This window comes from Enterobacter sp. 302C9, from assembly GCF_034106085.1.
In the GTDB taxonomy this organism is placed as follows: domain Bacteria; phylum Pseudomonadota; class Gammaproteobacteria; order Enterobacterales; family Enterobacteriaceae; genus Enterobacter; species Enterobacter asburiae_B.
In genome coordinates this window covers 47,455-60,963 of sequence record NZ_JAWNBW010000014.1, presented here as the reverse complement: position 1 = coordinate 60,963, position 13,509 = coordinate 47,455, and the positions used below count along the sequence as shown (strand labels likewise).

The 13,509-nt window shown below is 55.6% G+C and carries 14 protein-coding genes; 5 read left to right on the top strand and 9 right to left on the bottom strand.

Features of this window, described 5'->3' with window-relative positions:
• Positions 1-2 precede the first annotated feature (2 nt).
• Positions 3-599: a DUF1454 family protein gene (locus UR289_RS19755; protein ID WP_023309692.1), complete on the top strand. Its 597-nt coding sequence runs from the start codon at positions 3-5 to the stop codon at positions 597-599.
• 111 nt (positions 600-710) lie between these two features.
• Positions 711-1,478: a triose-phosphate isomerase gene (gene tpiA / locus UR289_RS19750; RefSeq protein ID WP_033146941.1), complete on the top strand. Its 768-nt coding sequence runs from the start codon at positions 711-713 to the stop codon at positions 1,476-1,478.
• A 99-nt stretch (positions 1,479-1,577) separates the two neighbouring features.
• Here tpiA and UR289_RS19745 read toward each other — a convergent pair whose 3' ends face one another.
• The 6 genes from UR289_RS19745 to cpxP all read right to left on the bottom strand — a co-directional run bounded on the left by UR289_RS19745 (position 1,578) and on the right by cpxP (position 7,695).
• Complete coding sequence (locus UR289_RS19745; protein ID WP_211438796.1) at positions 1,578-2,882, bottom strand: SLC13 family permease; 1,305 nt, start codon at positions 2,880-2,882, stop codon at positions 1,578-1,580.
• Between the two features lie 73 nt (positions 2,883-2,955).
• On the bottom strand, positions 2,956-3,699 hold the full coding sequence (locus UR289_RS19740; protein WP_069303926.1) for a CDP-diacylglycerol diphosphatase: 744 nt from the start codon (positions 3,697-3,699) through the stop codon (positions 2,956-2,958).
• 106 nt (positions 3,700-3,805) lie between these two features.
• On the bottom strand, positions 3,806-4,795 hold the full coding sequence (locus UR289_RS19735; protein ID WP_023309695.1) for a sulfate ABC transporter substrate-binding protein: 990 nt from the start codon (positions 4,793-4,795) through the stop codon (positions 3,806-3,808).
• A 210-nt stretch (positions 4,796-5,005) separates the two neighbouring features.
• Positions 5,006-5,968 carry a 6-phosphofructokinase gene (gene pfkA / locus UR289_RS19730; RefSeq protein ID WP_023309696.1) on the bottom strand — a complete coding sequence of 321 codons (963 nt, stop codon included), beginning with the start codon at positions 5,966-5,968 and terminating at the stop codon, positions 5,006-5,008.
• A gap of 174 nt (positions 5,969-6,142) precedes the next feature.
• Positions 6,143-7,036, bottom strand: coding sequence for a CDF family cation-efflux transporter FieF (gene fieF / locus UR289_RS19725; protein WP_023309697.1), 894 nt, complete (start codon positions 7,034-7,036; stop codon positions 6,143-6,145).
• Positions 7,037-7,188: 152 nt separating this feature from the next.
• Complete coding sequence (cpxP, locus tag UR289_RS19720; RefSeq protein ID WP_032662714.1) at positions 7,189-7,695, bottom strand: cell-envelope stress modulator CpxP; 507 nt, start codon at positions 7,693-7,695, stop codon at positions 7,189-7,191.
• Between the two features lie 150 nt (positions 7,696-7,845).
• Between cpxP and cpxR the strand changes: the two genes are divergently transcribed.
• Both cpxR and cpxA read left to right on the top strand, forming a co-directional pair.
• Positions 7,846-8,544 (top strand): envelope stress response regulator transcription factor CpxR, encoded by a 699-nt coding sequence (gene cpxR, locus UR289_RS19715; protein ID WP_006179159.1) that lies wholly within the window; start codon positions 7,846-7,848, stop codon positions 8,542-8,544.
• Positions 8,541-9,914, top strand: a complete 1,374-nt coding sequence (gene cpxA / locus UR289_RS19710; protein WP_023309731.1) for an envelope stress sensor histidine kinase CpxA — start codon at positions 8,541-8,543, stop codon at positions 9,912-9,914. Before cpxR ends, cpxA begins: the two co-directional genes overlap by 4 nt.
• 53 nt (positions 9,915-9,967) lie before the next feature.
• On the opposite strand, the gene yiiM is transcribed toward cpxA, so the two are convergent.
• Together yiiM and sodA are read right to left on the bottom strand one after the other, a co-directional pair.
• Entirely contained in the window at positions 9,968-10,642 is a 675-nt protein-coding gene (gene yiiM / locus UR289_RS19705) for a 6-hydroxyaminopurine reductase (RefSeq protein ID WP_047059165.1), read from the bottom strand.
• A gap of 71 nt (positions 10,643-10,713) precedes the next feature.
• On the bottom strand, positions 10,714-11,334 hold the full coding sequence (sodA, locus tag UR289_RS19700) for a superoxide dismutase [Mn] (RefSeq protein ID WP_004203668.1): 621 nt from the start codon (positions 11,332-11,334) through the stop codon (positions 10,714-10,716).
• A gap of 288 nt (positions 11,335-11,622) precedes the next feature.
• Between sodA and rhaT the strand changes: the two genes are divergently transcribed.
• Entirely contained in the window at positions 11,623-12,657 is a 1,035-nt protein-coding gene (gene rhaT, locus UR289_RS19695; RefSeq protein ID WP_039264206.1) for an L-rhamnose/proton symporter RhaT, read from the top strand.
• Here rhaT and rhaR read toward each other — a convergent pair whose 3' ends face one another.
• On the bottom strand, positions 12,658-13,506 hold the full coding sequence (gene rhaR, locus UR289_RS19690; protein ID WP_033146946.1) for an HTH-type transcriptional activator RhaR: 849 nt from the start codon (positions 13,504-13,506) through the stop codon (positions 12,658-12,660). It lies immediately after the preceding gene.
• Between the last annotated feature and the right edge of the window lie 3 nt (positions 13,507-13,509).

Below are 13,509 nucleotides of genomic sequence, written 5' to 3'. Positions count from 1 at the left end.
TGATGAAAAGTTCGGCACGTTCTCTTTTCCTGTGTTTAGCGCTGCTCAGCGCGGGTTATCCCCTGCACGCCGCCGAAACCACAGCCCCGACCACAGCACCCTATCTGCTGGCGGGCGCGCCGTCGTTCGATCAGTCCATCAGCCAGTTTCGTGAAACCTTCAATCAGACCAACCCCACGCTGCCGCTGGATGAGTTCCGCGCCATTGATGGCTCACGCGATACCCCCACACTGACCCGTGCGGCAAGCAAAATTAACGAGAATTTGTATGCTTCCACGGCGCTGGAGCGCGGTACGTTAAAAATCAAAAGCATGCAAATCACCTGGCTGCCGATACAGGGGCCAGAGCAGAAAGCCGCTAAGGCGAAAGCGCTGGAGTACATGAGCGCGGTACTGCAGGCCTTTACCCCTGCGCTGACGAAAAAGCAAAGCCAGCAAAAGCTGCAAAAACTCCTTACCGCCGGGAAAAACAAGCGTTACTACGCTGATACCGAAGGCGCGATCCGCTATGTTGTGGCGGACAACGGCGAAAAAGGACTGACCTTCGCTGTTGAACCGATTAAGCTGGCACTATCTGACACCCTCGGCGGGGCGAATTAATGACAAAAAGCAAAGCCTTTCGAGGGAAAATCTCTATACTGATTCACAGACCATGCTGCCCGACAGGGTGGCCATATTCCTTAATTCGCTTATTTAGCGTGGAGAATTGAAATGCGACATCCTTTAGTGATGGGTAACTGGAAACTGAACGGCAGCCGCCATATGGTAAACGAACTGGTTGCGAACCTGCGTAAAGAGCTGGCTGGCGTGACGGGCTGCGCGGTTGCTATCGCTCCGCCGGATATGTACCTGGATCTGGCTAAACACGCCGCTGACGGCAGCCACATCATTCTGGGCGCGCAGAACGTTGACGTTAACCTGTCTGGCGCGTTCACCGGTGAAACCTCCGCTGAAATGCTGAAAGATATCGGCGCGAAATACATCATCATCGGCCACTCCGAGCGTCGCACCTATCACAAAGAATCCGACGAGTTCATCGCGAAGAAATTCGCCGTGCTGAAAGAGCAGGGCCTGATCCCGGTTCTGTGCATCGGTGAAACCGAAGCGGAAAACGAAGCGGGCAAAACCGAAGAAGTGTGCGCACGTCAGATCGACGCAGTGCTGAAAACCCAGGGCGCGGCAGCGTTCGAAGGCGCAGTAATCGCGTACGAGCCAGTCTGGGCGATCGGTACCGGCAAATCTGCAACCCCTGCGCAGGCTCAGGCGGTTCACAAATTCATTCGTGACCACATTGCTAAAGCCGACGCGAAGATCGCTGAGCAAGTGATTATTCAGTACGGCGGTTCCGTAAATGCTTCCAACGCTGCTGAGCTGTTCACCCAGCCAGACATCGATGGCGCGCTGGTTGGCGGTGCATCCCTGAAAGCTGACGCTTTCGCGGTGATCGTTAAGGCAGCTGAAGCGGCTAAACAGGCGTAATTGCCTTTGTGGCGGGTGGCGCTTGCGCTTACCCGCCGCTCTTCTCCTCCCTCTCCCTTTGGGAGAGGGTTGGGGTGAGGGGAAACCGCTCGCACCGAACTACACTTTCCCCAGCAAACTAAACCACAGATAATCCAGCGGCAGCAGTACCAGATACGTTGCGATAGCCAGCGCCAGACAGAGCACCATCCCCGCCCTTGCAGGCACCTTCCCGAGCCCCATTGCCACCACAATCGGCGACGCCTGATACGGCAGCAGCGGCGTGGAATAGCCCAATACCTGAATCATGATCACCGACAGCAGCGGAAAACCGGTCGCGTCCGAGAAGCTCTGCGCCAGCGTGGTGTAAAGCGCCGGCACGCCGTTGGCGGTCATAATGAAGTTGAGCGCCGTGGTAATACCGGTAAGCGCCAGGAAGCTGGTGAACGGTCTGTCTGCATCCAGCGGCATAATGCGAAGCAATGCCTCGCCCACGGCCGTTCCGATACCGGTTTGCGTCACCACGATCGCAAGCCCAAGAATGCCCGCGACGTAAATACAGGTACGCATATTCACCCCCGCAGAAAACTCTTCCCCGGTAATGAACCCAATGCGCGGCAGCATAACGATGACCGACGCCGCCAGCCCCGTCCACGCGGGCCCCACGCCGTGCCAGCTCTCCGTGACCCACATCCCCAGCACCACCGCCAGCAGCCAGGCAAGACGCTTTTCATCCCGCCCCATAGGCTCTGACGGCGCCTGTTCCTTCGGCGGTTTTGGGCTGCCGGGAAATAGCCAGCAGATGAGGCCAATCAGGATCAGGCCTTTGAGAATACCGAGCACCGGCGTGTGCAGCAGCAGATACGGGACATAGTTCAGATGGATGCCGTACGAGCCTTCCGCCGCACCGCTCATCACCAGGTTAGGGACGTTAGCAGGCAGGATCGTTGCCGAAAGCTGGAAAGTTCCGAACCCCACCGCCAGCGCCAGTCCGAACCAGGCGCGGGAGCCGTCGGCGATACCGGCGCGTTTTGCCATCGCCGCGACAATCGGCATCAGCAGCGCAATACGTCCCATGTTCGACGGCATCACAAACGCCAGCGCGTAACTCAGCAGCACCACGCTCGCCACCATCAACACCCAGGAGTCGGTGAGCTTTGCCGACAGCGCCCGAGCGGCCCTGTCCGCCAGTCCGGTTTTACGGATCGCCACGCCGAGCACAAAGCCGCTGAATACCAGCCAGAAAGCAGACGAGGCAAAACCACCGAAGATGACCTCCGGCGGGGCGATTCTGGCGGTCATCGCCGCCGTGAAGAACAGCAGCGCGGTGATAAATTCCGGCAATAGCGACGTCGCCCACAGCACGATGGTGACGCCAACGATCAGTGAGGGCAGCAGCAGAGGATACGTTAACCAGAGCGACATACCTGTCTCCTGTAGAATTTTTCAGCAAGTCTACGGTGACAGGCAGCCCGAGTAAACGCGATTTATGGTGGGGTTACTTCAGGATAGTGCATTGATGATCCTGCAGTTCCTCCGCAGACGCGCGGTTAAACGTGAGCAGGTTACGCTCGGTCGCAAGCAAAACAAAAGAGCCGTCCGACTGCTGCGCCATTGCCAGCGCGAAACGCCCCATATGGTCGCGCGCTTCCGGCAGCTCTTCCGCCAGCATCATAAACGGGCTGCGCTGGACCAGTTCATTCTCCGTTACGCGACGAGCAAGATATTCATGTCCTTCCAGCCCCCCGGGAAGAGGCAGCCACTGGGTGCTGATTTCTCCCTGTGCCGCGTTGAGCTTCTCGCGCACGTCCGGGCGCAGGCAGGAGATATGAATATGAAAATGGTTCTGCGTGCGGCCAGTCGGCGAGTTAATCGTCAGCGAAATGGCGCTGTCAGGCACCTCGGATCCATGCTTCAGGGTCATAAAGCTGCGCGACTGCCACGCCAGCCAGAAAAAGTTCGGCGTATGAGCTTCGGTCAGCAGCGGGCTCTCGGTGCCGTTGATGCGATATGTCGGCATCAGCAGGTATTGCAGCGGCCCGTTGCGATCTTTAAATACCACATAGCCTGCATCCGTTTTCACCTGCGCACAGGGTGCAGGGTTACGGTTCTGGATCTGATTCGGCACGCACTGGTCGAGAACGATATGTCGCAACGCATTCGGATTACCCGCCTTCATCCAGTACACGCCGCCAGCGGCAAGGGCGATGACAATGAGGAGCAATAAGATAATTTTTTTCACAACGCGTTCCCTGTTTTCAGTAGAGGCAAAAGAGTAACGCAAAATGATGACCAAATAAAAAACCCGGCGGATTTCTCACGCCGGGTCACCGTGTCACAGGCTATGGTTAGCGCTGGCTTATTTGATCGAAGGTACCGCCATTAGAGAAGTGCTCTTTCTGCGCTTTGGTCCAGCCGCCGAACACATCGTCAATAGTGAATAGCTTCAGTTTTGGGAACTCCCCTTCGTATTTCTTGGCGACCGCCGCATCGCGTGGACGATAGAAGTTTTTCGCCGCAATTTCCTGGCCTTCTGGCGAGTACAGATACTTCAGGTAGGCTTCCGCCACCGCTTTGGTATCTTTTTTCTCAACCACTTTATCGACTACAGAGACGGTAGGTTCAGCCAGAATCGATTCGCTCGGGGTCACGATCTCAAATTTGTCTTTGCCCAGCTCGTGGGTGGCCAGCAGGGCTTCGTTTTCCCATGCGATCAGCACGTCGCCAATCCCGCGCTCGACGAAGGTGTTGGTGGCGCCACGCGCGCCGGAGTCCAGCACCTCAACGTTTTTATACAGCGCCTTCACGAATTCCTGCGCTTTGGCCTGGTCGCCATTGTTGTGATGCAGTGCATAGCCCCACGCGCCCAGGTAGTTCCAGCGAGCGCCGCCGGAGCTTTTCGGGTTCGGGGTAATCACAGAAACGCCCGGTTTGATCAGGTCGTTCCAGTCTTTAATTTGTTTCGGGTTTCCTTTACGCACCAGGAAGACGATGGTCGAGGTGTAGGGTGCGGAGTTATCCGGCAGGCGTTTGATCCAGTTTTTGTCGATGCGGCCGCGCTCGGCGATCGCGTCGACATCGTAGGCCAGCGCCAGGGTCACCACGTCGGCTTCAATACCGTTTATCACGGACGTCGCCTGCTTGCCGGAGCCGCCATGCGACTGACGAACCACCACGTTGTCGCCGGTTTCCTGTTTCCAGTGTGCCGCAAACGCTTTGTTGTATTGCTCGTACAGTTCACGCGTCGGGTCGTATGACACGTTCAGTAACTGGATATCCTTAGCCAGAACGCTGGTCGATGCCAGCAATAATGTTAAACCCACGCCCCATTTATTCATCGCCCAGCTCTCTTGTGTAGTGTTTTGATGAATGCAGCGTGCCAGAAAGCGAATCGAGGATTAAAGAATAAAAAAAGATTGGCTATAACGTAGTGGAATAAAAAAAGCGTGCGCGCATAAAAAAGCCGGGTGGCGGCTACGCCTTACCCGGCCTACGAGTCGTGCTTTTGTAGGCCCGGTAAGCGCAGCGCCACCGGGCAACAGAACCGATCAGTACAGTTTTTTCGCGCAGTCCAGCCAGTCACCTTTGAACGGACGCTTCATGTTTTCAATCGCGTCGATGATGTCGTGGTGAACCAGTTTTTCGTTCTGAATACCGACGCAGCGGCCGCCGTGACCCTGCAGCAGCAGATCGATAGCGTACGCGCCCATACGGGACGCCAGAATACGGTCGTAAGGGCCTGGGGAACCGCCGCGCTGGATGTGACCCAGTACGGTCGCGCGGGTTTCGCGTTTGGTTTCGGCTTCGATGTACTTCGCCAGCTCGTCAACGTCACAGATGTGCTCGGTGATAGCCACGATCGCGTGTTTTTTACCTTTCGCGATGCCCGCTTTGATTTCAGCCACCAGATCTTCACGGCTAAATTCGACTTCCGGCACGACGATAAATTCGCAACCGCCCGCAATGGCTGCCGCCAGCGTCAGGTCGCCGCAGTAACGGCCCATCACTTCAACGATAGAGATACGCTGGTGAGAAGAAGAGGTGTCACGCAGACGGTCAATCGCTTCAACAACGGTACCCAGTGCAGTAAAGAAGCCGATAGTGTAGTCAGTACCTTTGATGTCGTTGTCGATGGTGCCCGGCAGACCGATGCACGGGAAGCCCATTTCGGTCAGACGTTTTGCACCCATGTAGGAGCCGTCACCACCGATAACCACCAGGGCGTCCAGGCCGCGTTTCTTCATGTTTTCGATAGCCACTTCACGAACGTGTTCATCACGGAATTCCGGGAAGCGCGCGGAACCGAGGAAAGTACCGCCACGGTTGATCATGTCAGACACGCTGTAACGGTCGAGCTGAACCATACGATCTTCATACAGGCCCAGATAACCGTCATAAACGCCAAAAACTTCCAGGCCTTCCGTCAGCGCTGCACGGACAACACCACGAATTGCCGCGTTCATGCCCGGCGCATCACCGCCGCTTGTCAACACACCGATTTTCTTAATCATGACTACCTCTGAACTTAGGAATGCAAAATTGAAATCTGTTGCCGGAAGAAACTTATCGACCAACGAATACTGCAAATAGTATATCAATCCCTTCCAGCTGAATTGATTCAGGTCAGACCAAACGGCGGTAATTTATACACAAAATGCTGGCCTGGCTCACTTTTTTACAACGAATTACGAAAGCCCAACATGACCGGGTACAACCGAGCAGGGATCCTGGTGAATGATGACGTCTGAACCAGGAAAACGCTGCAAAATCGCCTGCTCGACCTGCTCAGCAATAACGTGAGCCTGAACCAGTGGCAGGTTGTCTTCCATTTCAATATGAATCTGAATAAAGCGGGTCGGCCCTGACTGCCGCGTTCGAAGATCGTGTGCACCGCTGACGCCGGGCCAGGAGGTCACGATAGAAAAAATTTCATTACGTTCTGAGTCCGGGAGGGCGCGGTCAAGCAGTGATTGCACCGCTTCATACCCCATCCGCAGGGCGCTATATAAAATATAGATACCAATCCCTAACGCAAATAACGCATCGGCGCGATGCCAGCCATACCAGGCCAGACCGAGCGCAATAAGAATAGCCCCATTCATCATAACATCAGATTGATAATGAAGCATATCCGCCCGTACAGCCTGACTTTGCGTTTTGCGAACAACCCAGCGCTGGAACGTTACCAGAACAAGTGTGCATATAAGCGCAACGATCGTCACAACTACGCCCACGCCGGGATCGTTCATCGGTGTCGGCGAAACGAGATGCTGAATGCCGGTTAAAAACAGGAACAGCGCAGAGCCGGAAATGAACATACTTTGCGCCAGCGCGGCCAGCGACTCCGCTTTACCGTGCCCAAATGTGTGCTCTTCATCCGCTGGCTGCAGCGAGTAACGCACCACCAGCAGGTTGGTCAACGAGGCGGCAATGTCCATCAGCGAGTCCACGAGCGCCGCCAGAATACTGACCGAGCCGGTATACCACCAGGCAAAGATTTTAATCAGTAACAGGCTGGAGGCCATGACGGTCGCCGCAATGGCGGCCCGGCTTACCAGTCTTCCATAGGATTGATTCATAAACGCTCCTGTCATGTCATGCCGCTAGTATAACGGAAGCATGGGGAGTCTAAGGATGAATAAACGGTTAACAACACGGATGCGGGGCAAAAAAAACCCCCACATCATGTGGGGGAAGACAGGGATGGTGTCTATGGCAAGGAAAACAGGGTTTACTGGTTACTACGGGTACTGCTATTGCTACTGAAAAACGTCGTTTCTGAGCTTCGCTGCATCCGTGCAACCTCGCGCAGCTGGTCCATTCGCTGCTGATGTCTGGCATTCAAAACCGCTTGCTGCTCGGGCGTTAGCAGATGGAACATCTGGTTGCGGACCTTCGCCATCTCTACCTGGCGGGCAACCTGTTCCTGTGCCATTTTTTCGGCCTGAGCGCGTACAGCGCTTTCGTCAAAATTTTCTGCGGTGACAAGGCGATGCATTGTCTCCATTTCGCTAACATTAACAGGGGGCTGGTCGTGTCGTGCCCTCTGCATCAGATCTCGCATCTGTTGACGCTGATGTTCGGTTAAACTTATGCCGTCAAACATATGGCTTTGGCTGCTGTTCTGCGTTGCGCCCTCTTGTAAGGGACTGTTATCGCTGATGATAGCTTCAGCAGCCTGGCTAAACGCACTGAACGCCAGCGTTGAGGCCATGACGGCAGCGGTAACTTTGCGCATCACTTGCTCCCAAAATCTTTCGTGTCGCGATTCAACGAGAGACAGTCTACGATTCAGGCTGCAAACATGCGTCAGGGGGTGTAAAACAACGTAAAGTCATGGATTAGACAGCCTTGATGTCGTAATTTCTGCCTCGGAGGTATTTAAACAATGAATAAAATCCTGTTAGTTGATGATGACCGAGAGCTCACATCCCTTTTAAAGGAGTTGCTCGACATGGAAGGTTTCAACGTCCTGGTTGCCCATGATGGCGAGCAGGCGCTGAGTCTCCTTGACGACAGCATCGATTTACTTTTGCTCGACGTGATGATGCCGAAGAAAAACGGTATTGATACGTTGAAAGAGCTTCGCCAGACACACCAGACTCCCGTTATTATGCTGACCGCGCGCGGCAGCGAACTTGACCGCGTACTCGGCCTTGAGCTGGGCGCGGATGACTATTTACCGAAGCCGTTTAACGACCGTGAACTGGTTGCCCGTATTCGCGCTATCCTGCGTCGTTCCCACTGGAGCGAGCAGCAGCAAAATACCGACAACAGCTCACCTACTCTTGAAGTCGACTCCCTGAGCCTCAACCCGGGCCGTCAGGAAGCAAGCTTTGATGGCCAGACGCTGGAACTGACCGGCACGGAGTTCACCCTGCTGTATCTGCTGGCGCAGCACCTCGGCCAGGTGGTTTCGCGTGAACATCTAAGCCAGGAAGTGCTGGGCAAACGCCTCACCCCGTTTGACCGCGCCATCGACATGCACATCTCTAACCTGCGCCGTAAGCTGCCGGAGCGTAAAGACGGTCACCCATGGTTTAAAACCCTGCGTGGTCGCGGTTATCTGATGGTTTCCGCTTCATGATAGGAAGCTTAACCGCCCGCATCTTCGCCATCTTCTGGCTGACGCTGGCACTGGTTTTAATGCTCGTTTTGATGTTGCCAAAACTCGACTCACGCCAGATGACGGAGCTTCTCGACAGCGAGCAACGTCAGGGCGTGATGATCGAGCAGCACGTGGAAGCCGAGCTGGCAAACGATCCGCCAAACGATTTAATGTGGTGGCGCAGGCTGTTTCGCGCTATCGACAAGTGGGCGCCGCCCGGACAACGCCTGCTGCTGGTGACCAGCGAAGGCCGCGTCATTGGGGCCGACCGCAATGAAATGCAGATTATCCGCAACTTCATTGGCCAGGCGGATAACGCCGATCATCCCCAGAAGAAGAAATATGGCCGCGTAGAGATGGTGGGGCCTTTCTCCGTCAGGGACGGAGAGGATAATTATCAGCTCTATCTGATCCGTCCGGCGAGTAACTCCCAGTCTGATTTTATCAACCTGCTGTTTGACCGCCCTCTCCTGCTGCTGATTGTCACCATGCTGGTCAGCTCGCCGCTGCTGTTATGGCTGGCGTGGAGCCTGGCAAAACCGGCGCGTAAGCTGAAGAATGCCGCCGATGAAGTGGCGCAGGGTAACCTGCGACAGCACCCTGAACTGGAAGCAGGTCCGCAGGAGTTCCTTGCCGCCGGAACCAGTTTTAACCAGATGGTGAGCGCGCTCGACCGCATGATGACCGCGCAGCAACGTCTGCTGTCGGATATCTCGCACGAGCTGCGTACCCCGCTTACGCGCTTGCAGCTTGGCACCGCGCTGCTGCGCCGCCGCAGCGGTGAGAGCAAAGAGCTGGAGCGTATTGAAACGGAAGCGCACCGCCTGGACAGCATGATCAACGACCTGCTGGTGATGTCGCGCAATCAGCAGAAAAACGCGCTGGTTAGCGAAACGGTGAAAGCCAATCACCTCTGGCACGAGGTGCTGGACAACGCGGCGTTCGAAGCGGAACAGATGGGTAAATCTTTCACCGTCAACTTCCCGCCGGGCCCGTGGCCGCTGTACGGTAACCCCAACACGCTGGAAAGCGCGCTGGAGAACATCGTGCGTAACGCCCTGCGCTACTCGCATACGAAGATTGAGGTGGCGTTCTCGGTGGATAAAGACGGGATCACCGTCATTGTCGATGATGACGGCCCAGGCGTGAGCCCGGAAGACCGCGAGCAGATTTTCCGTCCGTTCTATCGTACCGATGAGGCGCGCGACCGGGAATCGGGCGGCACGGGACTGGGTCTGGCGATTGTTGAAACGGCCATGCAGCAGCACCGTGGCTGGGTGAAAGCCGACGACAGCCCGCTGGGTGGACTACGTTTAACGCTGTGGCTGCCGTTGTATAAGCGTTCGTAGCTGTTAGTGCCGGGTGGCGGCTTCGCCTTACCCGGCCTACTTTCTGCGGAGGACTATTTCCCCCACAATCTCCGCGAATTATCCTCGATCTTGCTGCTTAAACGCCGCTTCTGCATCGTTCTTGTCCAGCTGATGGATAATCCCGCCGCCGACAGCAGGCGGTGATACTGTTCGTCGTCAAACGGCATATGCCAGGCAATGGCGCAGGCGTCATAAACAGACACATCGCTCAGGCGCGACGCCAGCTCAAGCGGCGCGTCCGCTGAAACCTGCCCAGCCAGCACCACGCGATACAGCCAGCCGGTTTTACCCGCTTTTTGCAGCTGGGCCGACATATCCTGAATACCGAAGTGGTAGTTGAGCTTGAAGCACGGCGAGCGTGGCTGCGTCACCTGAATCAGGGCATCGCCCCAGCGGTAGATATCACCGATAAACACGTTCTTTTCGGTGAGCCCTTCGGTGGAGAGATTCTCGCCAAACGCGGGAGCAACAAAGAGGTCCGCCTGCTCGGGAAACTCGGTTTTCCAGTGCTGATAGTGTTCGCGCGGGTAGTGGCACAGCGCGCGATCGGGCCCGCCGTGGATTTTCTTTTCGGCCTGCTCGTCACCCGCAAGCCCGAGGTCGGTTAACGTCAACTCACCGTCGACCTGAATTTTGGCGATGGCACTTGGGCGGCTGCCGTCGTACTCCCTTACCTTGCCTGTAAACACGTTCACCGGGTAATGCATTGCTGCCTCCATTACGCAGATACAAAAAAAGCGAGTCATAAGACTCGCTTCTCACAGGCGTCAATGCAACCTTATTTTTTAGCGGCGAAACGCGCTGCTGCTTCGTCCCAGTTCACCACGTCCCAGAAGGCTTTGATGTAGTCCGGACGACGGTTCTGGAATTTCAGGTAGTAAGCGTGTTCCCACACGTCCAGACCCAGGATTGGGAAGCCGGATGCGCCAGAAATCGCTTCACCCATCAGCGGGGAGTCCTGGTTAGCAGTAGAAACCACCGCCAGCTTGTCGCCTTTCAGAACCAGCCACGCCCAGCCAGAGCCGAAACGGGTTGCAGCGGCTTTTTCGAATTCCGCTTTGAAGTTGTCAACGGAACCGAAGTCGCGCTCGATAGCCGCTTTCAGGTCGCCCTGCAGGGTGGTACCGGTTTTCAGGCCTTTCCAGAACAGGCTGTGGTTAGCGTGGCCGCCAGCGTTGTTACGCAGAACGGTTTTCTTGTCCGCTGGCAGCTGGTCCAGCTTGGTGATCAGCTCTTCAGCAGACAGGTTAGCGAACTCTGGCAGGCTTTCCAGCGCGGCGTTCGCGTTGTTCACATAGGTCTGGTGGTGTTTAGTGTGATGGATTTCCATCGTCTGCTTGTCGAAATGCGGTTCCAGTGCGTCGTAGGCATACGGCAGGGATGGCAGTGTATAACTCATAATCCTCTCCATTATTGTCGGGCGGCACAGCTGTTAATGCCGCGTAAGCAGTTGGTTCATTATAGTTAATTAAATGATATTGAAAATGATTATCAATGCCGTAGTTTTTATAAGGTTATTCGTTTTTCGATTAATCGAGAAATTGTGAGTCTGCTCACGCGGTTAACGTGCTGATTGCCATCCAGAACACATCTGCGGCAACCTTCTGAAGGTACCCAAACCGCCTAATTTTTACACTCCTCAAGTCGGTGGGAAGCCACTGACGATAAAAACGATGAGGGTGTAAAAATGAATCATGCGATTACGATGGGTATCTTCTGGCATTTGATAGGCGCTGCCAGTGCAGCCTGTTTCTATGCTCCGTTTAAAAAAGTGAGAGGCTGGTCATGGGAAACCATGTGGTCCGTTGGCGGTATCGTGTCCTGGCTGATTTTGCCCTGGACCATTAGCGCCATGCTGCTGCCCGATTTCTGGGGCTACTTCTCCTCCTTCAGCGCCGCCACCCTGCTGCCGGTGTTCCTGTTCGGCGCGATGTGGGGCGTCGGCAACATCAACTATGGCCTCACCATGCGTTATCTCGGCATGTCGATGGGGATTGGTATCGCGATTGGCATCACGCTGATCGTCGGTACCCTGATGACGCCAATTCTCAACGGCAACTTCGACGTGCTTATTAATACTCAGGGTGGGCGGATGACGCTCCTGGGCGTGCTGGTGGCGGTCATTGGCGTAGGGATTGTGACGCGTGCGGGGCAGTTGAAAGAACGCAAGATGGGCATTAAAGCTGAAGATTTTAACCTGAAGAAAGGTCTGCTGCTGGCGGTGATGTGCGGCATTTTCTCGGCCGGCATGTCGTTCGCCATGAACGCCGCCAAACCGATGCACGAAGCGGCTGCCGCGCTGGGCGTCGATCCGCTGTACGTTGCGCTACCAAGCTATGTCGTGATTATGGGTGGCGGCGCGATGGTTAACCTGGGCTTCTGCTTCATTCGTCTGGCAAAAGTAAAAAACCTGTCGGTAAAAACCGATTTCTCGCTGGCAACATCGCTCATCATCACCAACGTGCTGCTCTCCGCTCTGGGCGGCCTGATGTGGTATTTGCAGTTCTTCTTCTACGCCTGGGGCCACGCCAGTATTCCGGCGCAATACGACTATATAAGCTGGATGCTGCACATGAGTTTCTACGTACTTTGCGGCGGGCTGGTTGGGCTGGTGCTGAAAGAGTGGACGAACGCCGGACGTCGTCCGGTTGGCGTACTGAGCCTCGGCTGCGTGGTGATTATTATCGCTGCCAATATCGTCGGCCTCGGCATGGCAAACTGATTACGCCCCCTTTCGACTGCGATGACGCCACTGTACCGGCGTCATCCCCACCTCGCGGTTAAACACCACTGAAAAGTAGTTACTGTCCTCAAAGCCGCAGCGCATCGCCACATCACTGACCATCCACTCCGTATGCTGGAGGAGATATTGTGCATGGCAGATGCGCAGCTGGCGCAGATAGTGGTTCACCGTCATCCCGGTCAGGGTGCGGAAATGCTGGCGCAACGCGCGCTCGCTGCACTGTTCCTGCTCGCAGAATTTCTCCAGTACAAAGTTTTTATTCAGGCTGCCCGCAAGCCGGGTGATGAGCTTATCCAGCAGCGCTTCCTGCGTTGTGGCGGAGGGGTTATCAGTGGCGTAACGATGGCGCTTCAACGTCATCACCAGCTGGGCGAAAAGCAACTCCGCCAGCTGGTTAGCAACGGGGTCGTTCTTCTGGCTCTCCTGCTCCAGTTGAGAAATAACCTGCCGTACCTGAGCCATACCGCTACTGCTTAAGCGCCAGTGCGGAGAACCCTTAGCATCAAGAAAGCCCGGAATGCTCGCGGCCCAGTCCACGTTAAGCTTGAGCCTGTCCGGACAGTAAATAACGTTTTGCAGCACCAGGTCGTTAACCGAGGCGTAGGAGTGTTTATCATCCGCGCGAATGTAGAACAGGTCTCCGCGCGTGATGCGGTAGGGACGGTCGTTGAGGATGTGCAGGCCGTTACCGCGCCAAACCAGCACCAGCTCGCAAAACTCGTGGGTATGTTCGGCAAAGACGTCCTGCGGGTAGCGATCGGCCACCGTGACAGCCTGACTCGCGGAGGCAAAAAAATCATCTTTGCGAAGAATTAACTGAGCAGCCACACC